Raw genomic sequence first — 20,577 nt, 5'->3', positions numbered from 1 at the left:
AGGTCAATCCATGGTCGTCAGCCCTTCGCGGATGGCATACTTGGTCAGCTCGGCGATACTGTTCGTCTGCAATTTGCGCATCACCTGCATCCGCTGGGTTTCGACGGTCTTGACACTGACGTTGAGGGCGAAAGCGATTTCCTTGGTATTTTTCCCCTCGGCAATCAGCTGCAGCACTTCCCGTTCCCGGGGAGTCAGATGAACGGCGGCCATCTGTCCAGGCCGTTCCCCCCGGCCGAGGAAGTCCTTGACGACCAGCCCGGCAATGCGCGGGCTGAGATAAAAGCGGCCACCGGCCACTTCGCGGATCGCCACCACCAGCTCGTCGAAGGCACAGTCTTTCAGGAGAAAGCCGTGGGCGCCGGCGGCCAGCGCCCCCTCGACGAAACGGCGGTCCGAATGCATCGACAGGGCGAGGACTTTGGTAGAGGGGCACTCCGTGACGATCCGGCGCGTCGCGTCGATGCCATTCATCTCCGGCATCGACAGATCCATCAGCACGACCTGGGGGGCGAGATCCCGGGCGTACTGGATGGCGGTGCGGCCGTTATCCGCCTCGCCGACCATCTCCAGGTCGGTCTCCTTGTCGAGCAGCGACTTCAGCCCCTCGCGCATGATTTTATGATCATCGACGATCAGTACCTTGATCTTCATCTGCTCCTCCTGAGACATGATAGAAAGGGGGTAATGGCAACCGGCAGAAACGTTACCGGCCCGGATCGCTGTCGAGCGGCGCCACCACGGTCGCGGTCGTTCCCCGGCCGGGGAGCGAGGCGATGTCCAGCTCGCCCCCCAACAACTCAAGCCGCTGGCGGATATTGAAGAGGCCGAAACCGCGCCGGCCGCGCACGTCGCCGACCACCTGCGACAGCTCGAATCCGTCCCCGTCGTCGGCGACGCTGATCACGATCTGGTTGCGCCGCCGTCGGACCGCCAGGCTCACCCGGTCGGCCCGGGCATGTTTGGCCACGTTGATCAGCAGCTCCCGAACCACCTGGAACAGCGTCACCTTCACTTCGTCGCTCAGCGGCTTGCCCGCCCCGTCGTCATAAAAGGCGATCCGCAAACCATGCTCGGTCTCGAAATGCTCGGCCAGCCATTCAAGGGAAGCTTCGAGCCCCAGTTCGTAGAGAATCGGCGAACTGATCTGATAAATCAGCGAGCGGGTATCCTGAATCGCTCTGTCGATCAGTGTCGTCACGTCGCCAAGCGCTGCGGCACCTTCTTCCCGGACGAGGTTTTTCAGCGAGTCGGCCTTGATCTTGGCAAAGGTCAGCGATTGGCCGATCTGGTCGTGCAGTTCGGCAGCCAGCCGCCGCCGCTCACGCTCCTCGGCCAGCGAAAGCTCGGCCGCCAGCCCGCGGAGCTTTTCCTGGTACATCGCCAGGGTGTTATAGGCCTTGTTCCGCTCGGTAATATCCTCGCCGATGCTCATCACGCCGCTGATGGCGCCATCATCATCGTGGACCATGACATTGGTCCAGGAGATGAAGCGTCGCTCGCCCGCGCGGGTCAGGATGTCGTTCTGCACCTGGACCGGCATTTTCCCCGCCTTGATTGACGAATAGAACATCTCGCGCACCGTCGCCTGGTCCGGCGGCACGAACACTTCGAACCAGTTCCGGCCGATCACCGCATCGTGTAACGCGCCAAATGCTCAATGTAATTTGGACACATGGTTTATAAACCGCCGGTGGTGTGGTAGGGGAGAAATTCCCCGCCACACCACCGGCGGTATTTGTAGCGCGCCGTTTGATTTGGCAGTGGATTTACACTGGATTTAACGGTTAAGATATTTTAATGAATATGTGCTATCCGCCGCGTAATTTGGCAGTTGAATGTTTTGAAATCTGGGGAGCCAAACGGCCACTTTCGGAGCGTCTGACTTCCCCTCAGTTTTAATAGTTCTTGATGATCAGTTCCTGCCTCCCTTTGCCCTTCCCAGCTCCCCCCACAGTGTAGTCAATCTTCACCTTTTGAACTTGATAGTCACTAAAGACTTTCCGAATGTCCGGATGGTCGTTAATGCTCAGAATGGCCCGGCCTTTCATGGTCCCCATAAGGGATGCAATGCGCTGGTATTGTTCGATCTCGAACGGCACCCCGTAGCCTTCAGTCTGCCAGTAGGGCGGATCAAGGTAGAAGAAAGTCTGTTGCCGATCGTACTTCTCAATGCATTGCTCCCAGGGGAGGTGCTCGACATAGACCCGGGCCAGCCGCAGGTGGGCTTGGCTCAACTCCTCCTCGATCCGCAGAAGGTTAAGCCTCGGCGGCGAAGTGGTTGCCGTGCCGAAGGTTCTTGAGCTCACCTTGCCACCAAAGGACAGCCGTTGGAGGTAATAGAAGCGGGCTGCCTTCTGGATATCGGTCAAGGTGTCGGGGTCGGTAATCTTCAACCACCCATACATTTTGCGGCTGGTTAAAGACCACTTGAACTGCCTTATAAACTCTTCGAGATGATGCTGGATGACCCGGTAAAGAGTAACAAGGTCGAGGTTCACGTCATTGAGGACCTCGACCTTAGATGGTTCCTTCAGAAAAAACAGAGCCGCACCGCCGGCAAACGGTTCAACGTAGCAGGTATGGGCCGGGAATGCAGGCAGGATGTGCCTTGATAGTCTTCTCTTCCCGCCTATCCACGGGATAATAGGTTGGTACTTCACGTGAGCCCCTTTCGGTATTTGTGGTTTTGTGGTAGGCTCTCTCCGCTCTGATCAGGGCGGGAAGCCTTGGCTTGGCTCACAGCTTGCTCTGTGGGTCGAGCGACCGGATCGTGCTCGCTACACGGTCCGGTCGCTTCCTTTCTTTTTCTAGCTGATCGGCCATCCTGACGAATAATCATATGCCTCGATCATCTGCAGGTCATCTGGTAGCGCGGCAATGGCCTCGGCATGCCTCCGCTCGGCGCTGAAACAGCCCTGAACGTGAGCCCCCACCGCAGCAGCCAGGGCCTCGACAGTGGCCTTATCGATCTGGACCCAACCAGTAATCCCCTTCCAATCAATGAGCCCTTCCGGAGCTTGCTGCGCGCGTACCCAGGCTCCTGTCAACATGGCCTGACTTTCCCGATCGGTACTGACGGTCACTCCATTAACAGCAATGCCCGCCGTTTCGATGGTAAAGCGATACGCCGCCAGATCAGCCAACTTCGCCGCCCGGGCTTCGGCCGGGGTAATCTCCGGCACAACGGCGACACGCTGACCATCGGCGGACCGACACCACATGCCGGGTTCGTTCACATAGGCCATGTAATCCTCCTGGCTGATCTCGATAGCGTCAGCCGGGATTTTACAGTCGGGGTTTGCCACGGATTCACACTGCGGCACCGGTGGTGCATAGTCAGGATTCGGCACCTTCTGAATGCTTATACTGCCATCGTCGTTGACGACTTCCTTCTCGATCTCGGAAGGAACATCATACGCGTCGATCTCGGCACCATTGACCACTACCAACAGGGTTAGCGAACCATGGATATCCTCGCTATAGAATGCGACCGGCAGGCCTTTCAGGTTGAATTGGGCGTACATGAGCTAGCTCCCTTTCTTTAGTAGCCGATGGCGAAATACTGAATGTATCGAGTCCCGGTCAATGCAGCCCCGGAAACCTGCTCACAGCGCAGCGTAGCACCGCTGGGTGAGGTAGAGATCGTCCGGGAGAAAACGTCATCATCGGTAGTGCTGGCATTCACCATCGACGATGAGGCCTGCAGACATGTTGACGGAAATGATATGGGGAATATGACGTCTATGTTGGCATTCGCGCTGACCGAGGCGGAGACGCCCCACTGGAGGATCAGGCCGGACGGGAGCTTCTGGTATCCGTTGGCACTTTTCGATACCCCGAACGAATACCCTCCAACCCCGCCAGCCACCACGTACCAACTGCTGGCCGGGCCATTGGCGGAGACCGTAACGGTTTCGCCCTTCAAAACAGAGATGCTGTTCTGCAGGATGGCCTGGGCCTGGATGTTGTCAGTGCCCGATCCTTTCAGCGTGAAACCGGCACCGCCAACCAGCGTGAACGTCGCGCCGCGTGGGACGGCGGACAATGCCGGCAGCGTCACGGTAACACTGGCCCCGACATACGCCCACGAGCCTGCACTGCTTACAGCCAATGTGGTATCGGCGTTGATCGAACTGCCGCCGGCAGTTGGAAACGCGAGACCGTTTCGTTGCACAAATTCGGTGGTAGCCAGTTTCGTGGTGTTATCGAATTGGGCGGCAGTTGCGGAGGAAACAAAGCCGGTGGCTTTGATATTTCCGGCGACTTCCAGTTTCTCAGCGGATGGCGCTGCACCAATACCGACTAGCCCCCCGGCAGTGATCCACATTCTTGTTGCAACGCTGGCCGTATTAGGCGACGCGTTAGTGAGGAACGTCAGCGTACCAGCGCTATCCCCCTGGATTGTCGCATTGCGCTGTGCGCCTCCACCAAAATCAATCGCCGAGTAATCAGATGCGGCCGCTCCCTGGAGGGTGAGGCGTGCCGCCCCCGCTGGCGCAACAATATTCAACGTTTTTCCTGCGGCGGTGTAAATGGTATCAGCATTGGTGCCTAAACCGATATTCCCACCTGGCGTTACAACCATGACATCGGTAAATGTCAGCCCGGCACCATTATTTGCTGGTGCCATTGATATGACGAACGGCCTGGTACTATCCCGGCTGATTTTGGTGGCTCCGACTGTCGCATGAGTACCATTCCATACCCCGACACCCGCCTGAGTCCCCCACCACGTCAATGTTCCATAGCCGGAGTTGTCGGAAACTTCAAATCCGCCGGTCGATGTCGTAAGGGTGGGGGTTCCGGAACTGACGCCGATCGTTACTTTCCCTCCCTTGTCTACTGTGGTGCCAACGAGAACATTGCCGCCGGCTTTGAAGCGTGCTCGTTCGGCCGCACCGGCGCTGATGACGATGTCGCCATTTATGGGGTCGCTGGTATAGATGTTGAAGGTACTGGCTGCACCAGTATAGCTGGAACCACTCAGTATCATGCTCGCCGACTGCACCCCATTGGACAATTGCAGCCGACACGATGACGTTGTACCGGTATCGGGATTGGTGACCTTAATGCCGCAGGTTGTAGCGACGCTTTTGTAGACATCCAGACCGAACAAGGAATCACTCGTCGTGCCAACCAGAAAATTACCATTACTGCTGATTCGAGCATATTCGTACGTGCCGAGGTAGAACCGATGTGTAGCTGCAACCGAGGCGTAATAGTCGACCCGCCCCGCGCCGGCAGATTGCAGCCCATACAGTGTGAGGGCTGCACCGCGAGATACTGATGCTGCCCCAGCGCCGGCGATCGAAAGATATCCCGAATCTGCGCCCGCCGCCGTATTGGGGCAAATCGCTGAGCCTGCTGCCGGGGTGTAAATTGTTGTCGACGTTACTCCTATATGGCCGAACTTTGAGCTAGCTACCCATCCTACAGGTTGAGCGGCGGACATGACCCCGGACGAGGTCCAGACACAGGTTCCACCACCACTTTCCAGTGCTTTGTACCCGACCAGAGAGGCATACGTGGTCTTTATAACGGCGTAGACTGTCACAATCGTGTTGGGCGAGTTTTGGTTGATGACATAGCCGAAATCAACATAATCGGCATCAGTCGAGTCGTAGTATCTAATCATCGAAACTAGCGGATTAGACCCGAACGTCGCTTGCTGCTTGACGTTAATGACCAACCGGCAATTTCCGACTGACGCCTGCGAGTGATCTGCAACCTGCGTCTCCAGAGTTGCTGAATAGCTTTGATACTGGGCGGGGATTGTGATTGTGGCAACCGGTACGTATTGATTCGCGGTAATCCCCGAGCTACCCGTCTTAAAAACCTTTTGCGCCAAGCCGACGGCGTTGACAACGCCCGGCAACGTAAGGCTGCCGTCGGCTCCAATAACCGGCACCTGACTCGGTCCCGGCGTCTGGCTCGGCGTAAACCCGCCCACGGTGTCGGCATTGCCGGCTGGGATCTTGGCGAAGGTGAGCGCGGTGGTACCGAGGGTGATGGCGCCGGTGGTGGTGAGCTTCCAGATCGAGCTACCGTTAACGGTTCCTTGCTCGACCGATACGGTCAGGCCAGTGGTGACCTTCGTGGCATTGTCGGCGTCAGAGGCCCGCAACCAGGTGCCGCTCTGCACCCGGTAGAGGCCGTTCTGGCTGGCTATGGCCTGGCCTTTGACCAGCACGCGGTCGTTGGCGACTAGCGCTACATCATCGATCGTTTGAGTGCCGGATAGGGTAATGTTGGCGGTTGTGGCGGCCTTGACACTATCTTTCCAGTCGCGTTGATAGATGGTTTCGAGGGTAGCGGTGATCACCGAGGGATCAATGGTCTGCGAAACGCTGGCAGCATTGGTGACCTGCATGATGATCCGGACGTAGAGGTCCTTCTCGGAGCCGGAGCCCGGGGCCGGCTTGCTGGTCAGCGGGTACTTGGCCACGGCAACCACGCCGCCGGCGTTGTCCTGGATACCGGCCTCGCGGATGTCGAAACCGCCCTGACTGGCCGGAATCAGCGCCTCCACCACGACCCAGTTGGCGTTATTCGGATGCACGTAGACATTGTTGACTGCGCCGCTCCAGACCTGGTGGACCAGCGCGGTCTGGCTCTGACTCGGCTCATAGTAGACGCCGTTGGAGTCGCCCACGACGAACGTTGTCAGCGGCAGTGGCGTCTGGGTTGCTTCGGCGGCCGCCAGCTTGTTGAGGCCGTAGGTAGTCAGGATGCAGTAATAGGTGGCAGGCATGGAACCCCCTTATTGCGGATAGACGGTGATGATCTCGGTGCTTTGCAATCCCAGTGCGTAAACCGGTACGGCGCTGGCAACGGACAGATTGACGTTGATCGTGTCGAGCACCGACCGGACGTTCTTGTACTCATTGATGTAACTATCGAGGAGTGCCAGCGTTTCGGCCGGCAGCTCGGCCCCGATCACGTCGATGGTGATCCGGAAATGATATGGGGCACCGCCGTACTCGAACCACTCCTGCAGGGTGTAGATGATCCCCAGGGAGGCCAGGGCCAGGTCGATAGCGTACCGTGTCCCCTTGTAGCGATGCTTCTCGATGGCGCTTTTGATGACGCCGCGCCGCTCGGAGTCGTTGACGGCCAGGCGAAACCCCTCGTAGCCGGTGATGTGGAACTGCTCCGCCAGGTGCGGCAGAGCGGAGGCCGTCACGCTATCGACCATGTAGACCAGTAGCGGGGTGATATCCACCGTCCCCATGCGGTCAATGAGCTCGTTGAACGCCAGAGTGGAGACGTCACGGATGCTCTCCGGAATCAGCCGCCGATCAGCCATTGGTCACCCCCGCCATGGTCACCGTCGTGGCGGTGCAGTTCGCCCATTCGTTGTCAACCAGTTCTCTTTTGGTGAAGGCGACGCCACTGCTATCCTTGAGCGTGACTACTGGATCGTAAACCCCATATACGCTCCCCACTGCCGTGACCACTTGGCTGGAAACAATATCTTTGGCGAGTCCGACCGTGAGGGTTGCAGCATAGGTTTCCAACGCCTTTTCCACCTCAGTTTGGGTGGTTGCGGTGTCAGCCCACAGATAGGCAGTTACTGCCACCTCAATGGAAAAATCGATCCGGGCGGGGGGGAGAATAATCACATGATCGGTAAGGGGGCGAACCTTGTCCTCGGTGAGCACCGCCTCCACGAGCGCGAGCATGGAGGCGGAGGGAGTGCCGTACTTGGTCAGAGGGTAGATGTTTACCACTCCATCGCTAGGGTTGGTGATCCCCACGTCGACGATATCCTGATGAGCGCTCATGGCCCAGAACCGGTAGGCACCACGACTGCCGGCGTTGGAATACCCCTCGGGGGCGGTCCGGATGCGCTCCCGGTAACGGTCGTCGTCTTCATCGTCGGCCCCGTCGGCGGTGGTGGCGGTGTTGGCAGCGCTTTGCAGATAGGGCACCGTACCCAGAAGGTTATTTACTTCCCCGGCCAGATAGCCGTTGCCGGCGGTGCCAGCATCCTCGGCCACGGCGGCAACGTCACCCGTCGCCTGACCGGCCGGGATGGTCAGATCGAACTCGGAGGCGAAGACCACCTTGCCGTCCTTCGTCTCCACCCGCGTCCCAGCGGAAATCACCACGTCGAAGCTCTGGGGGGCAACCAGGGTGAAACGGAGCGTGGTGCGAGCCGGCTGGGCCGACAGCCGTTCACACCCCACCAGTTCTCCCAGATAGTCGAGGACCGGGAATCTGGCATAGTCCAGCAAATTTTGCTTGGCTGCCTCCTGGATGGCGATCCTGAGCAGCGTCTCCCGGTAGGCGATGAGATTGATCAGCAACATTTCGGGCTGTGCCGGCTGCAAAACCTTGCCCGATGCGGTCTCATACTGTGCCACTAGCTCCGCAGTGATCACGTTGGGGTCACGATCGATAAATGATGGTTCAGGCAGGCTGGACAAGCTGTACCTCCGATGCAGATACGACGTCATCGCTTTTCAATTTCCACTCTACATTGAAAACTATGTGCGCCAGCTCCACACTGGCCGTAACTCGGACCAGGCTGATACGCGGCTCCCACTCCTCCAGGCTGTCCACCGCCTCGCGGATGACGTTGGGAATGGCGACGCCTGCCGGGGCATCCAGGTATTTCCAGGCATCGCAGCCAAAGAGGGGGCGGTGCGGATCGCTCCCTTTGCGGGTGGTCAGAATGATGGCGATACACTGATCGATATCCTGGAGTTCCTCGACCACGTCGCCGGGACTTCCCAGCTTCAGTGACCACTCGGCCGATGTTATGCCATTGACGCGCACCACCATTTACATCCCCTGGTTCGGCCGACTCGTGACACCGCCCTGGGCATCGTCATGATCGTGGCCGGTGTAAATCTGCCGGTCGGCATCCATCGAGCGTTTGAAATCGATGATCTGATCGTCGCTCTTGATCTGCTCAGTCACGTGCAGCGTGCCGGTCAGAGTCCCGCTGGCGGCCCCGCCGAGATAGCTCTTCAGGTTAATGGCCGGGGCCATCAACGTAATCTCGGTGGCGCTCCGGATGGTGGTCGCCCCCTGACTATCGCTGGTCACCGTCCCCGTGGCGGTAAGAGCAACGTCCCCCTTTACGTCGGCAGCGAGCTTGTGCGCGGCTCGGTCATACTCGAGCGTCGTGCCGTCGTCGAAGGTGATATGCCATTTGTCCGGGCTCGTTACCGGCGGGGTGGCGGCCTCGGAGTAGATCGCCCCCAGGATCGCACCCGCCTCGCCGTTCTCATCCAGGAGGCAGACCACGTGCTCGTTGATGTCGGGACAGTAATAGAATCGGTCCCGGAGCGTTTTGGGTTGAATCACCGGCAACCAGTACGAAACTATGCCGTCGTTGTCCGTAAATTGGACGCGGGCCACGCACCTGGCAGGATCTCTGGCAACAACGATGCCGATCTTCATGTGGTCACCGTCACCAATCTCTTTTCGTTCTTCAAATTCTTCATCCCGACCTTCGCCGCGCTGGTGGTGGAGATCTCAATCTCGGTCCGGTACCCGCTGTAGCGCTCCATGACGTGTCGGCTCTTCAGCACCTGGTAGCCGCCGTCCATGTTTCCCCACCCAGCCAGGGTAACGTTCACTCCGGCTACCAGGCGCTGATCGCCCTGGAGCAGCAGGGTCCCCTCCGCCTGCCGGCCGTTGGCGGTCCGGAGTGCCGCCTTAGCCTTGGCTTCGGCCTGGGCCTTGTTCTCGCAGCGCCCGGTGAGTTTCAACACATCGCCGGTGGTGATGCCGGCGGCGGGGAAGGTGTAGGTGATCAGCTTCTTTTTGACCGGGTCGTGATAGGAGACCTGGCACCCCCGATAGACGTGGGTGGTTTTGGTGCGCAGGGTGTAGGAGCCGGCCAGCCCGAGACGCTGGATGGTGGCCACGGCTCCGGCCTGATCCAACTGCGCCAGTTCATGCCAGATCAATTGCGTACCGCGCACGCTGAACACGTAACCGTATGCCTCGGCCAGCCGCTTCAGGAACGAGAGGTCTTTTTCCTGGTTTTGCGTCACTCGTTCGATGCGAATCTCCGGCACATTACCGGTCAGAGTCAGACCGTGCCGTGCCGCGATCTGCTCGGCGATCTTCTTGAGCGGCATCCCTTCGAAGGCCTTCGAATTCCTCGTGCGCAGGGCCTGGTTGATCCCGGCCGCCAGACAGCGGATGGAGACCGTGTCGGGAGGGCCGTTGTATTCAATCTCGTCGACCTGGAACTCGCCGCAGGGAACGAGCTTTTCACCCTGATAGCCGATCTTGAGACTGATCCGATCTCCCTTTTCGGGTTCCCATGCGTTTTTCCAGCGGTGATCGCGGTCCTCGAGATTAATTTCCAACTCGTCAGACTCTCCGGCCAGGTTGTCGATATAGGTCACCTGCAGCACATAGGGGGCGATCGCGGCCGAGATATCCTTTTTCTCGTACTCGATGATCCAGACCGGTTGTCTGACCGGTTGCGCGTCTAGCGTTTCCATGGTGGCAGATCCTCGGTGTCAACCAGGTCGGCATCGGCGATGATCGGGATCAACAGCTTGATGCCGGCGGGCAGGACAGGGGTGATCATAACCTCCGGGTTGGCGGCGATGATCGGCTCGTACCGGCTGGCGTCACCGTAGTATTCCCAGGCCAGCCAGTCCCAGCGCTCACCATCGCTGGTTATATGTTCCAGAATGTCGGTCTTCATTTCTTGGGCAACCTCACGATCTGGTTCTTGTCAACGACCCTGTAGCCGGCGGCCAGGCTGGCCGGAGTAAGTTGGGGGATGTCCACCTTCTTGGCCTTGGGATGCGGCTTGCCGTTCTTCAGCCGGGCCGGGGCCTTGGCCTGCTTCTGCTGTTTCTTGAGCACCAGGGGAGAATCGTCCACCCACTCTTTCAAACTGCATTTGGCCGAGACCTCGATCACCGTACCGTCCACGGCGGTGACCTCCACCGTATCGGTGATCTCCACAATGACGTAGCGGCCCTTGTAGATGCCGTTGCCGAATACGAACGGGAGTGCCTGGTGTTTGGCGGCCATCTCCTTGACCCGTTTGAACTCGGCTTCCGGAGCGCAGTAGAGGACGTGAAACTTGAGGGTGATGCTGACTGTCTCCAGGGCATCGCCGATATACTGGAGCATCGGCTTTCCTTCGATAACCTGGTGTTCGGCGAACGTGAAGGACTGGCTGCCCTCCAGGCCATCGAAATACGTGATCAACTCGAAACGGATGTCTCCCAGTTGCGCGAACATCAGAAAGACCGCCGCTGTTTCTGCTCTTCGTAACGCTTCATCATCCGCTCGAACTCCGCAAAGGAGAATCGCATTGCCTCATTGACCTGCCCCTTGATCCGTTCAGGATCACTACCGCCCTGGACAGTGATCTGCGGCGCGAAGGTGAGCTGCATCGAGCCGCCGCTACCCGTCGCCATCGGCCGGGCCAGCGACTGCACGGCCGGACGGTTGGCGAGAGACGTGGGGTGAGCCAGGGCGGCGGCCGGCGCGGCCGCGATCATGGCTGCCGCCGTCGTGGCCCGCATGGCATTGACCAGAGGCGTAGGCCGCATACTCTCGGCAATGGTCTCGACGATCCGGACGCGGTTGATGTCCCGGAGCGGTCCTTCCTTGGCCGGGCTGAAGGGCAGGAAGTTGCGCAGCCGCTGGGCCAGGCCCTTCATGGCACCGATTGGCTTGTCGAGTTTACTCGTCATCCCTTTGAACAGACTGTCGATGATGTTGGCGCCAGCCGCCAGCATTTTGGCCGGCAGTTGCACGACCGAGGAGAGTATCGTACCGATCGCTCGCCCGAAGCGCCGCCCCATACCCTCAGCCTTGCCACCCACGTCATCCACCGGCTTGAAGAGTGCTTTAATGGCGATGAAGATCCACTTCAGGGGGATCAGGATCGGGAAAAGAATGGGCGCCACTCGTTTGAAGACGTCCCACGCAGGTTCCAGGCCCTTTAATCCCTCTTTAAGTCCTTGCCACAGCCCTCGGAAGAAACCGCTGATCGGCTTCCAATATTTATAGATGACCAGGGCCGCCACGCCGATGGCCAGGGCGATCCAGCCGATGGGCGAGGTCAGCAGCGTAACGGAAAGTGCCCGCAATCCGGATATGGTGAAGAGGTTGGCCGCCGCCCACGCCCGCGTAGAGGCGATCACGGCGCGGATACCGGTTTGGGCCTTGACCGCGCCAGGAATTACGTCGCCGAACATGCTATCCGGCAACCGGTTAATGATCCACTTGCGTCGCATCGCCAGGTAGAGCGCGGTGAGACGGCCAGTGGTCCAGGTGGCACCCTTGCCCAACACGATCAGCCCCTCTAACGCTTTGGGCGCCGCCGCCCCCAGGCCGGCGAGGGTAGTCAGGAGAGCGCCACCGGTTAGCGCCGCTCCGATACCATAGATGATTATTTTTGCCACTGTTGCGTTAGCGGAAACCGCCTTCAGTATGCGGTTTATCAGAGAAAGGGGGCCGGCGAGTGCCGGCATGGCGACGGAGGCGAGGGTGATCTTTAGCTGCTTCCACTGTTCGACAGTGGTGCCCATCATGTTGGTAAAATCCTTATCCACCACGCCGGTGGCTGTCAGTGCCTCGTCCCTGATACGACGGTATTCGTCCATGTTCTGCATCATCGGGTTCAGGAAGTTGGTTACTTGCATGTCACCGAAGAGTTCGGACAGCTTGAACTTGTTGCCGCCGGTCGCCTTCATGATCAGGCCGATCATGTGTTCAAACGGGTCCATTCCTGCTTTCAGGGCCTTGTTCAGCTCCGTCTCAACGTTAATGCCGAATTTTTCGAAATTCTTTACCGTTTCTTTTGACGTGACCTTCTGTAGAAAATTTTGGAAGTTATTGGCCGCGACGGAAGGATCAGCCGCCCCCTTCATGGCGATTTGCAGAGCCGCGCCGAGTTGCGCCACGCCACCCACACCCTTGACACCCAGCGCCTGAGCGCCGGCGGTCAGCATCGGGAAATAGGTCGCCATATCTTTTAGCTCAAACCTCCCCTCCTTCCCCGCCAGCGAGAGTGAATCCATGACCCGTTCAAGCTGGTTGATTGGGATCTTCAGGTTGTCATAGGCGGCAAAAGCTGTTTTTGAAATGTCGGCAACCGCTGCGGTTGCCGCTGTTGCTGTCTTGCCAATCACCGGCATAAACTTGGTGGCTATCTCGGGATTGAGCCCCGCCGCCACCAGAACATTCATCCCCTCGATAAGTTCTTTCTGCGTCTGGTTTACCCATCGGGAGGTGACGAGAATTCCGCCGTTCATTCTGTCGAGTTGGGCGTTAGTCAGATTTCCCACGTTCCCCAGGGAACGTAGGGCGTGCTCGGCGGCTATAGCGTCGCCGGGAACCGCGGACAGGTCGAGACCTATCGCACCGATTGCACCGGCAGCCAAAAGGGGCCGCCCCAGGCCGTCAAGCTTCTGGGCCGATTCACCCAACTTCTCAGCCTTCTTCTGCAGAGCATCCAGTTTGGCGGTTGCCGCCCCGGCGGCCTTACCGATCTTGTCAACGCCGGCCGCCAGCCGGCCCGCAATGCCGGCGCCGACACCCAGCCGATCGATGCCGTTATTGAGGGCAGTGCTCTTACCGGCCGCCTTGTCCAGGTTCCGGCCGGTGACGTCCAGAGTCTCGTTGATCCGCCGCACGGGGGCCGTGGCGCTGTCGAGCACCTTGAACATCAGGGCTATGGTAAAGAGGCTGGTCATGTGGTATGCTTCATCCTATGGAAACCTTCGTAATGATATGCTTCATCATCCTGGCCGGCGTAATCCTCTTCTGGCTGATCGTCTATCCGGCCGCCCTGCTGCTCGGCATTGCCCGCTCGATCCTGAACGGGATAAGGGCGGGCCTGAAGCCCACCCCTACCCGTCGCTGATCCGTCGATTCAACTCCCTGATGTAGCCATCCACCCGTCTAACCCAATAGTCCAGCTCCGCCAGGGTCATCTGCATTACTCGCTCTTCTCGCCACTTTCCTTCTCGGACGAGGTAGATGACGTGCCCGGGGAGGTCGTTGCATCCGTCAGCCCCGACTCGCCGGCAAGCTCCAAAAAATCCTTCGTAGGCAGCCTCCGCAACTCCTCGGGCGCCAGTAGCTGGCCATCGAATGTGCCGATCTGCGACAAGACCGCCGCCAGGAATTCAAACCCCTGAGTCTTGCCGGAGATCCGCTCAGCATGGATCAGATCCTCGACCAAGCTCTCCCGGATCTCGACGGACTCCACCGTCAATGGTTTCTTGCTGCCTTCAACCTTCGTAATCTTCATGCGTCAGCTCCTGTTCGGAAATCAGGGCGGGCAACCCACCCTGTTAGTAATGGCTACCCGCCGATATTCGACCTGAACTGCGCCAGCAGATCGACGCCGCCAACCTTGTAGATGTTGGCCAGGACGTCTACCTCGACGATGTCCTCGCCGTTCACCACCAGGCGGAAATAGGTGATGGCCAGGGTGGTCTCGGCTTCGACGTTCTCGTGTTGCTTAAAGCCGCCCAACGGGAATTTCTTGAAGGTCCCGGTGAGAAAAACCGTTACCGGGACCTCCTCGGTCCGCCCCTGGCCGGTGTAGGTCTCCTGGGAGCAACGACACTGCAACTGCACCGCAGTGAACGGGTTAGCGGCCTTTTTGAGAACATCGCCGTAGAGGGAATTCCATTTCATGGTCATTTCCATCTTGTCGATGCCGTTGGGGAGCTCGACCTTACCGATCATCCCCAACGCCTTGTGCTCTGCGAGGGTGGCAACGACGTCGGGAAGTTTGGCCTCCTCGACCTTGCCGAGGAACGACGCGCCATCCATGTAAACGTTGGCGTTAGTGATCTGCTTAATCGCTATCTGACCCATTATTGGTTACCTCCCAGGTTTTTCAGGTAATCCAGGTTGAGCGTCCGCTTGAACGTGATCCGCTCGGCGGGAGTCGGCGGCATATAGTCATAACGGAAGGTAACATGCCCCAGGGCCAGTTCGGACGCCGGATTGTCAGCCGGGTCGTACCAACAGTTACCGTCCAGAATGGCGCCATCAGCGATGAGTTTCCGCAGGAAGCTGCGCCCACTCTCGACAATCGCATCGATCAGGGCGTTATTGAGCGGGCCGTCGATGTGCTGCAGCATCGAGTACTCGATCGAATCGCCGATCACGTCGCCGGTGCGCAGGACGCACTCGAAGACGTTGGCCCCCGTTTCGGACGGCCAGGCGGCGGTGCGGTTTCCCCAGACCCGGAAGCCGGTGCCGAACGAGTTGAAGATCGTGGTGATCCCCACTTCATTGAGGGCGTTAACCTCGGAGGAGGGATCGTTGATCTCCGCCGTGAGCGGTCGCTCAATGCCGACGATTCCGTCGATCTGGGTGTTGGACGAGCTCCACCAGTAGCCGTTCTCGTTGTCCCGCCACGCGCGGATGCCGGCCAGGAACTGGCTGAACGGCTGGAGTTCCGTGCTGTCGCTGGCCGCATCGTAGACGGTGACGGCCGGATAGCAGAGCATGGCGCGAGGGCTGGAGGTCTGGAAATTGATCGTGCCGGATGGGCCTCGGCCTTCGATGGCTTGCTGGACGGTGGTACCGATGGGGGCGTCGATGTAGGCCATCCCTTTCACCTTGTTGGCCAGGGCCACCATTTCGGTGGCAATGCTGTTCTGGGTGCTGTACGCCGGCGCGATGATGATTTTGGCCTTAAAGCCGAACAGACTGTAGCAGTCGAGTAGGGCCTGGAGACCCGTGCGATTGCCGCTGCCGTCCACCGTGCCGATAATGTCGGCCGCCACCACTTTGGTCGGGTCGGCATAGTCGTAATCGACGGTGAGTTGCACGCCGGCAACGAGCGTGGCCCCCATTCCGGTAATGGTCCCGGCAGCGGCGTCCAGGGTGTAGTCGGTACCATCTACGTAGGTGGTGGTACCGGTCTGGTCCTTGACCACGACGGTGGCCACCCCGGGGTGAGCCAGAGTGACGGTCCTGTCGGCACCCAGGGCCACGGTCTCAGCTACCACCGACGATTTATGGACCGCCGGGTCGAGAACGTTGACCACCACGACGGTAGCGGCGCCCTTCTTAAATGCCGCTTTCAGGGCCTTGGGAATGGTGTAGCCGGTGGTTTTTTCGCTGCCGAAGTACTGGGCGGCGGCCACATCATTCAGGATCAGGACCGGCTTGTTAACCGTTCGATCGCCGGCGGCCGCCTGGAAGATAGGGGCAGTACCGACGATGCCGATCACGGCGCTTTTTACGACCCGGATCGGTTTGCCACCCTGGTCGATGTTGATGGTTTCGACACCATGCAGGAAATTAGCTGGCACTCGGTTCCTCCTTTTTGGTCTGGGGCTTTGGCACTTCCTGGACTGGAGACTGTTTCGGCACCTCAGTCAGGAGACGCTGAGCCACCAGGGCCTTTACATAGTGGTTATTCGCCGGCAGCGAGATCTCGCCGCCGGGGTGCAGCATCACCTCGCGGCCGTCGTCCAGAGTCACCCCGGTGAGTGGACCGCTGTAGCGATAATTGGTATCCGTTTTCGCCATATCTATGGCACCTCCGTGGTTATGTCGGATGTCACGTTGATACTGGTTATGTGCCGCAGCAGCACCTCCTGTTCCTCGTCGACGAGCTCGATGTTCAGCCCTTGAGTGCGGAACGTGATCTGGTATTGCCACAGGCGCTGGGCCTTGTTTTTCAGCCCCGATGCGGTGCGATTAACGAACCCCTCGGTGACCGGTGTCATCTTGAGGCGGCAATGAGGAGGTTTAAATCCGGTCAGGGCCACCCGGCCCGCCTCCAGGTAGGCATACAGTCCCTTACCGCCTGCTTTGCCCCGCAAACTCCACATGGCCAGGGTAATCTCCCAGTGCATGTCCCGATCCTGGACCACCGTGGCGGTATCCCGGCTGTCGGAATAATCGGCGTCCGAGTAACGTACCAGGAGCGCCCCCACCGGGTGGGTCGGCTCGTAGCTTTCCGGATTGTCCGGATAGGGCTGGACCAAGATGCCGGGGAGTTTTGCCCGCAGCCGGTCGATAATGCTGTCCTCGATAAGGGTAAGAAAGTCCATGATCACCTCGGCCCAGTGAAGCGGTCGAGGATACTGTCACTGAAGAGCCGGTCCTCGGACCGCTTGCTGGTTTTAAAGAACCCGGTGGCGCCGGGCTCTCCCCCTGACGGCGCCGGCGCGAGCGTGGCGAGGCTGAGCGATGCCAACCCTTTCTGAATATCCCGCAACCAAGCCACCGCCTCTTTGGCGGCCCTGGTGACGTCCTCGGGCACGGTTCGTTCGGGCAGGCAGCCATAGATCCGGGCGATGGTCATGTCCTCGGCGTAGCCTGCCAGTTCCGGCGGGATCTCAGCGAGCGGCAGGGTGTAACGGGAGCGGAGATACCCATCGATAATACCGTCGACGCGGCCGATCTCGCGGTTGATCGCGGCGAGGTCCGGTTCGGTCTCGGTGCCGTTCGGCTCCTTGATCGTGAGGTAGATCAGATGCTGCACGCCGAACTTATCGATGAGTGTCTCCGCCGTGGTGTACATGGGTTATTTCTTCTCCTTGGCCGTACTCTTGGCCGCATCGGCACCGCCCTCTTTGAGCTTCAACTCTTCGATGAGGGCATCGCGCTCTGTGACCTTGGCCTCCAGTTCCGCGACAACGGCCGCCGACCTCTCTGCCTCCCCCACGAGTCGATCGCACTCGGTCTGGCTGGCTGCCAGCCGTTGCTGCAGATCGGAGATCTGTGCTCTGAGTGCGTCAAGCTCTTCCGCGTCCGACGCCCCCATCCCGGGGTGCCCGTCTGCAGGCTTAATGGAGGATGCCAGTTCGGTCGCTTCGCTATCGGTGAGTCGGATCGTCCCACCGATGGGATAGAATTTGCGGTCATGTTCAATGGCCGCCGTCACGCTGTAGGGTTTCTTTTCTCCCATGTTTCACGCCCTCCTTATGCCGCGTTCTCGACAAAATAGCCGAGATCCGGGGCGATGATCAGCTCGCGGCAGGACTCGCCGGCGCGAACTTCCTGACCACCCTGCGGACCGATATCCTTGTCGAACATGGCGCCGCCCCAGGGGTTGCCGTAGCGGGGAGTAAAACCGAAGGTGATGTCATTGTCGGTGTTGGCGTTGGGGTTGAGGTACAGCAGGGAGAGGTGGCTGCCCCAGACGCGCACCAGATTGCGCGGCTGTCCTTTTTTGGCGGCATTCACCCAACCCTGGCCGACGACGATGTCTTTGACCTCGAACAGGTTGGCGATTTCCTGCTTGCTGGCGATCCCCTTGTCACCGTCGGTACGGTTGACAGCCTTGCAGATGGCCGGATTGGTGCGCAGTGCCGTCCAGGCTGTTTGACCTATGACCATGGTGTTGGGGCGCAGGACCGGTGTTTCGAGGCCACGATTGATGACGGTGATCGGATCGCCGGTGGCGTCGGAAAACTTGGACCCGGCCGCCAGGGCGATGCGGTTGGCATCCGGGTAGGTAGCGGGGTTGAACACCATCCGAGCCGCGCGAACTTCGCGGGCCAGTTTGTTCAGGGCCATGATCCCCTCAGTGCTGCGGGCCAGGGGGTCGTAGGAATACTCTTCCTGGCCGGCGGCGTCGATATCGCCCTGCGGGATCTTGTCCTTGAGGGCGTAATCCTTGACACTGGCCAACTTCTTCTCGGCCGAGAACTCGACTTCGTTGGGGGCCGATTTACGGCCGACCTCATTCTCCGGGACGGTGAACGAATCGACGCCGGTGTAATCCATGTAGTAGAATTCGCGTTTACCCACCCGGACGTAAGGCAAAACCTGGTCGGCAATCAGGTCCTGATTGCGGTACGCGATGGCCACCGCACAGAGGGCGGGAATAATGGGAAACGGGGTTTTCATGGGTGCATATCCTCCTTAGCCTTTAATCGCGCCGGGCGCGATGAAGATGGGCGCGATGTCGCCGTCGACACCGCTTACCTCGGCATATCCGAGGTAGTGGATGGTTTCGCCGACCCCGGGAACGCCAACGGGTACGGCACGCCCCCGCGCATCGGCGGTCAGGCGGTCACCCCTGGCGACGGCAGCACCATAGCGGACTTCGGGGAGACCACCCCGAACCACGTCGACCGGATCGCCGGCGTTGTCGGCGCCGACGATGGTGGTAGCGCCAATCAACGGAGCGGACCCGTCCACGGCAGTCCGGACGGTACGGTCGGCAGCGCCCCAGGATGTCAGGGTGTAGTCCGCGATCGCGGCCTCGGCCAGGTAGGACTTGATCAGGCCAGGATTCACTGTGCACCCCCTTTCTGCAGCTGCGCGGTGACATGAGTGACGGCCTCGGAAACGGTAACTGCACGGCCGGCCTTAGCCTCGGCCTCAACGAACTCGCTGGCCTGGCGGGCGATAGCCACGGCATCCAATTCGCCGACCATCTCCACGTCGCCCACCCTGTTCTTGGTGGCGTGTTCGCCGAACTGGACCACCTCGGGCAGCGCGCGGAGTTGATCCTTGTACACGTCCAGGGCCGCCTTACTGGTCTTGTTGTCACCTTCGCCGAACTGGACCGGCTCCGCGCTGGTCAGGGTCATCATCTGATTGATAGTGGCCTCGCGGCTCCCCTCGGGCACACGCTTCTGCATCTCGGGCGTCATCAGGAACTCCCGAAACTCCCGTTTCAGATTGGACTCGCGCTCGGAGGCCTGGCCCTGTTTGAGCGCAGTGATCTGCGCCTCCAACCCTTTGATGGTTTTACCCATCGTCTCTCCGAACTGTTGCAGTCCGGCCGCCATCGCATCGGCGACAATCTTGCTGACCTCTTCAGGTTTCATCTCTCCCTCCTCGTGGGGTTCTTTGTAACAGCTGCTCTTTATGTCATCCGATTCAGGGGGCGGGGTTAACATGTCCTGGACATCCCAGGGTGAAATGATGCCGTCAGCCTTTTCGGTTCCCTCTTTCTCAACCAGGTAGTCACGCATACGCATGACGATGCGTCCCAGAGTGGTCATGCGCCAGTCGCTGAATTCGTAGGTCACGGCCTGGCCGCGATCACCGTCCGAAAACTGGTAATCCGGCAGCCCCTTGATGGCCGGCGGCATTGCGCCCAGATAACCAACGTGGCGCAAGCTGCCGTCCGGGTAAACTGAGATGCTCTTTTTTTTGAAGAGCTTCCGCTGCGTCCACTCCTTAAACTCCTCAGCCACATCCTTGTATTTCAGATACAAATCAACCCCGACCCGCCTGCCTGCCGCAACCCAGCCGAACGCGGGAGCATTGTCGGACGGATGTCCAATAACCACCGGAGGTTCGTGATAGCCCGGATTGATACTGGCGACGATCTTATCGAGATCGGCAGTGGTCCAGGTTCTCGTATTGCCGTTGCTGTCCACATGCGTTCCGGCGCGAAATACCAGATCCCAGCCCGTCATATCGTCGTTCGCTATCGTCATGTGTGCCCCTTTCTCCAGGGCGACTGTACCAGTCGCCCGAGTAGCCTTCGACTAAAGCCGCTTTAAAACCAGCCGCGCCTCATTTTGCCTTGTCCGTGGCCGTGCTCCCCAAAGAGAGACGCGCCGTAAGTCGCAACCGCCTTTAAACCGCCTTTAAATTCTCCTGTATCGTCATTTTCGGCGCTGTGCCGGGTCATGG

At 59.5% G+C, this 20,577-nt stretch carries 24 protein-coding genes and 1 pseudogene; 1 reads left to right on the top strand and 24 read right to left on the bottom strand.

Annotation, left to right across the window (positions count from 1 at the left end):
• Positions 1-3: 3 nt before the first annotated feature.
• From QMN23_RS07010 to QMN23_RS06945, 14 genes and pseudogenes are all read right to left on the bottom strand, one after another.
• On the bottom strand, positions 4-654 hold the full coding sequence (locus QMN23_RS07010; protein ID WP_282002917.1) for a response regulator: 651 nt from the start codon (positions 652-654) through the stop codon (positions 4-6).
• A gap of 52 nt (positions 655-706) precedes the next feature.
• Entirely contained in the window at positions 707-1,381 is a 675-nt protein-coding gene (locus tag QMN23_RS07005) for a sensor histidine kinase (protein WP_282003830.1), read from the bottom strand.
• 24 nt (positions 1,382-1,405) lie between these two features.
• A pseudogene (locus QMN23_RS07000) lies at positions 1,406-1,642 on the bottom strand (PAS domain S-box protein); the annotation flags it as partial.
• 256 nt (positions 1,643-1,898) lie between these two features.
• Entirely contained in the window at positions 1,899-2,663 is a 765-nt protein-coding gene (locus QMN23_RS06995) for a DNA adenine methylase (protein ID WP_282002916.1), read from the bottom strand.
• 147 nt (positions 2,664-2,810) lie between these two features.
• Positions 2,811-3,527, bottom strand: coding sequence for a DUF4376 domain-containing protein (locus QMN23_RS06990; RefSeq protein WP_282002915.1), 717 nt, complete (start codon positions 3,525-3,527; stop codon positions 2,811-2,813).
• Positions 3,528-3,544: 17 nt separating this feature from the next.
• Positions 3,545-6,754, bottom strand: a complete 3,210-nt coding sequence (locus QMN23_RS06985) for a phage tail protein (RefSeq protein WP_282002913.1) — start codon at positions 6,752-6,754, stop codon at positions 3,545-3,547.
• A gap of 9 nt (positions 6,755-6,763) precedes the next feature.
• The gene (locus QMN23_RS06980) at positions 6,764-7,309 is read right to left on the bottom strand and encodes a phage tail protein I (protein WP_282002912.1); all 546 of its coding nucleotides are present in this window, start codon (positions 7,307-7,309) and stop codon (positions 6,764-6,766) included.
• Entirely contained in the window at positions 7,302-8,432 is a 1,131-nt protein-coding gene (locus QMN23_RS06975; protein WP_282002910.1) for a baseplate assembly protein, read from the bottom strand. Before QMN23_RS06975 ends, QMN23_RS06980 begins: the two co-directional genes overlap by 8 nt.
• Entirely contained in the window at positions 8,416-8,790 is a 375-nt protein-coding gene (locus tag QMN23_RS06970; RefSeq protein ID WP_282002907.1) for a GPW/gp25 family protein, read from the bottom strand. Before QMN23_RS06970 ends, QMN23_RS06975 begins: the two co-directional genes overlap by 17 nt.
• Entirely contained in the window at positions 8,791-9,414 is a 624-nt protein-coding gene (locus QMN23_RS06965; protein ID WP_282002905.1) for a phage baseplate assembly protein V, read from the bottom strand.
• Positions 9,411-10,472 carry a phage late control D family protein gene (locus tag QMN23_RS06960; RefSeq protein ID WP_282002903.1) on the bottom strand — a complete coding sequence of 354 codons (1,062 nt, stop codon included), beginning with the start codon at positions 10,470-10,472 and terminating at the stop codon, positions 9,411-9,413. The genes QMN23_RS06965 and QMN23_RS06960 overlap by 4 nt, the downstream gene beginning before the upstream one ends.
• Positions 10,460-10,681 (bottom strand): tail protein X, encoded by a 222-nt coding sequence (locus QMN23_RS06955; RefSeq protein WP_282002901.1) that lies wholly within the window; start codon positions 10,679-10,681, stop codon positions 10,460-10,462. The genes QMN23_RS06960 and QMN23_RS06955 overlap by 13 nt, the downstream gene beginning before the upstream one ends.
• A complete protein-coding gene (locus tag QMN23_RS06950; protein WP_282002899.1) occupies positions 10,678-11,229 on the bottom strand; it encodes a phage tail protein in 552 nt (183 codons plus the stop codon). The genes QMN23_RS06955 and QMN23_RS06950 overlap by 4 nt, the downstream gene beginning before the upstream one ends.
• A complete protein-coding gene (locus tag QMN23_RS06945; RefSeq protein WP_282002897.1) occupies positions 11,229-13,694 on the bottom strand; it encodes a phage tail tape measure protein in 2,466 nt (821 codons plus the stop codon). Before QMN23_RS06945 ends, QMN23_RS06950 begins: the two co-directional genes overlap by 1 nt.
• A 32-nt stretch (positions 13,695-13,726) precedes the next feature.
• Here QMN23_RS06945 and QMN23_RS06940 point away from each other — a divergent pair, with 32 nt between their 5' ends.
• Positions 13,727-13,864: a hypothetical protein gene (locus QMN23_RS06940; protein WP_282002895.1), complete on the top strand. Its 138-nt coding sequence runs from the start codon at positions 13,727-13,729 to the stop codon at positions 13,862-13,864.
• 75 nt (positions 13,865-13,939) lie between these two features.
• Here the strand turns inward: QMN23_RS06940 and QMN23_RS06935 are convergent, their stop codons facing one another.
• From QMN23_RS06935 to QMN23_RS06890, 10 genes are read right to left on the bottom strand one after another with little or no spacing between them, the layout of a single operon-like run.
• Positions 13,940-14,254 (bottom strand): phage tail assembly protein, encoded by a 315-nt coding sequence (locus QMN23_RS06935; protein ID WP_282002893.1) that lies wholly within the window; start codon positions 14,252-14,254, stop codon positions 13,940-13,942.
• 53 nt (positions 14,255-14,307) lie between these two features.
• Positions 14,308-14,829, bottom strand: coding sequence for a phage major tail tube protein (locus QMN23_RS06930; protein ID WP_282002891.1), 522 nt, complete (start codon positions 14,827-14,829; stop codon positions 14,308-14,310).
• Positions 14,829-16,280: a phage tail sheath subtilisin-like domain-containing protein gene (locus tag QMN23_RS06925; RefSeq protein ID WP_282002889.1), complete on the bottom strand. Its 1,452-nt coding sequence runs from the start codon at positions 16,278-16,280 to the stop codon at positions 14,829-14,831. Before QMN23_RS06925 ends, QMN23_RS06930 begins: the two co-directional genes overlap by 1 nt.
• On the bottom strand, positions 16,270-16,500 hold the full coding sequence (locus QMN23_RS06920) for a hypothetical protein (protein WP_282002887.1): 231 nt from the start codon (positions 16,498-16,500) through the stop codon (positions 16,270-16,272). Before QMN23_RS06920 ends, QMN23_RS06925 begins: the two co-directional genes overlap by 11 nt.
• Positions 16,501-16,502: 2 nt before the next feature.
• Positions 16,503-17,027 carry a Gp37 family protein gene (locus QMN23_RS06915; protein WP_282002886.1) on the bottom strand — a complete coding sequence of 175 codons (525 nt, stop codon included), beginning with the start codon at positions 17,025-17,027 and terminating at the stop codon, positions 16,503-16,505.
• A gap of 2 nt (positions 17,028-17,029) precedes the next feature.
• Positions 17,030-17,500, bottom strand: coding sequence for a DUF1320 domain-containing protein (locus QMN23_RS06910; RefSeq protein WP_282002884.1), 471 nt, complete (start codon positions 17,498-17,500; stop codon positions 17,030-17,032).
• 3 nt (positions 17,501-17,503) lie between these two features.
• A complete protein-coding gene (locus QMN23_RS06905; protein ID WP_282002883.1) occupies positions 17,504-17,887 on the bottom strand; it encodes a hypothetical protein in 384 nt (127 codons plus the stop codon).
• Between the two features lie 14 nt (positions 17,888-17,901).
• Positions 17,902-18,831 carry a hypothetical protein gene (locus QMN23_RS06900; RefSeq protein WP_282002881.1) on the bottom strand — a complete coding sequence of 310 codons (930 nt, stop codon included), beginning with the start codon at positions 18,829-18,831 and terminating at the stop codon, positions 17,902-17,904.
• 15 nt (positions 18,832-18,846) lie between these two features.
• Positions 18,847-19,224, bottom strand: a complete 378-nt coding sequence (locus tag QMN23_RS06895; RefSeq protein ID WP_282002879.1) for a hypothetical protein — start codon at positions 19,222-19,224, stop codon at positions 18,847-18,849.
• On the bottom strand, positions 19,221-20,378 hold the full coding sequence (locus QMN23_RS06890) for a hypothetical protein (RefSeq protein ID WP_282002878.1): 1,158 nt from the start codon (positions 20,376-20,378) through the stop codon (positions 19,221-19,223). Before QMN23_RS06890 ends, QMN23_RS06895 begins: the two co-directional genes overlap by 4 nt.
• Positions 20,379-20,577: the final 199 nt, after the last annotated feature.

Origin of the sequence: Geotalea uraniireducens (assembly GCF_027943965.1) — a bacterium.
In the GTDB taxonomy this organism is placed as follows: Bacteria; Desulfobacterota; Desulfuromonadia; order Geobacterales; family Geobacteraceae; genus Geobacter; species Geobacter uraniireducens.
This window is presented reverse-complemented; position numbering and strand designations above follow the sequence as displayed.

Excerpts from the sequence above, each read along its gene's own strand:
- QMN23_RS07010 (WP_282002917.1), bottom strand. The coding sequence starts at position 654 with ATGAAGATCAAGGTACTGATCGTCGATGATCATAAAATCATGCGCGAG.
- QMN23_RS07005 (WP_282003830.1), bottom strand. The coding sequence starts at position 1,381 with ATGTACCAGGAAAAGCTCCGCGGGCTGGCGGCCGAGCTTTCGCTGGCC.
- QMN23_RS06990 (WP_282002915.1), bottom strand. The coding sequence starts at position 3,527 with ATGTACGCCCAATTCAACCTGAAAGGCCTGCCGGTCGCATTCTATAGC.
- QMN23_RS06985 (WP_282002913.1), bottom strand. The coding sequence starts at position 6,754 with ATGCCTGCCACCTATTACTGCATCCTGACTACCTACGGCCTCAACAAG.
- QMN23_RS06980 (WP_282002912.1), bottom strand. The coding sequence starts at position 7,309 with ATGGCTGATCGGCGGCTGATTCCGGAGAGCATCCGTGACGTCTCCACT.
- QMN23_RS06970 (WP_282002907.1), bottom strand. The coding sequence starts at position 8,790 with ATGGTGGTGCGCGTCAATGGCATAACATCGGCCGAGTGGTCACTGAAG.
- QMN23_RS06965 (WP_282002905.1), bottom strand. The coding sequence starts at position 9,414 with ATGAAGATCGGCATCGTTGTTGCCAGAGATCCTGCCAGGTGCGTGGCC.
- QMN23_RS06960 (WP_282002903.1), bottom strand. The coding sequence starts at position 10,472 with ATGGAAACGCTAGACGCGCAACCGGTCAGACAACCGGTCTGGATCATC.
- QMN23_RS06955 (WP_282002901.1), bottom strand. The coding sequence starts at position 10,681 with ATGAAGACCGACATTCTGGAACATATAACCAGCGATGGTGAGCGCTGG.
- QMN23_RS06950 (WP_282002899.1), bottom strand. The coding sequence starts at position 11,229 with ATGTTCGCGCAACTGGGAGACATCCGTTTCGAGTTGATCACGTATTTC.
- QMN23_RS06945 (WP_282002897.1), bottom strand. The coding sequence starts at position 13,694 with ATGACCAGCCTCTTTACCATAGCCCTGATGTTCAAGGTGCTCGACAGC.
- QMN23_RS06940 (WP_282002895.1), top strand. The coding sequence starts at position 13,727 with ATGATATGCTTCATCATCCTGGCCGGCGTAATCCTCTTCTGGCTGATC.
- QMN23_RS06935 (WP_282002893.1), bottom strand. The coding sequence starts at position 14,254 with ATGAAGATTACGAAGGTTGAAGGCAGCAAGAAACCATTGACGGTGGAG.
- QMN23_RS06930 (WP_282002891.1), bottom strand. The coding sequence starts at position 14,829 with ATGGGTCAGATAGCGATTAAGCAGATCACTAACGCCAACGTTTACATG.
- QMN23_RS06920 (WP_282002887.1), bottom strand. The coding sequence starts at position 16,500 with ATGGCGAAAACGGATACCAATTATCGCTACAGCGGTCCACTCACCGGG.
- QMN23_RS06915 (WP_282002886.1), bottom strand. The coding sequence starts at position 17,027 with ATGGACTTTCTTACCCTTATCGAGGACAGCATTATCGACCGGCTGCGG.
- QMN23_RS06910 (WP_282002884.1), bottom strand. The coding sequence starts at position 17,500 with ATGTACACCACGGCGGAGACACTCATCGATAAGTTCGGCGTGCAGCAT.
- QMN23_RS06905 (WP_282002883.1), bottom strand. The coding sequence starts at position 17,887 with ATGGGAGAAAAGAAACCCTACAGCGTGACGGCGGCCATTGAACATGAC.
- QMN23_RS06900 (WP_282002881.1), bottom strand. The coding sequence starts at position 18,831 with ATGAAAACCCCGTTTCCCATTATTCCCGCCCTCTGTGCGGTGGCCATC.
- QMN23_RS06890 (WP_282002878.1), bottom strand. The coding sequence starts at position 20,378 with ATGACGATAGCGAACGACGATATGACGGGCTGGGATCTGGTATTTCGC.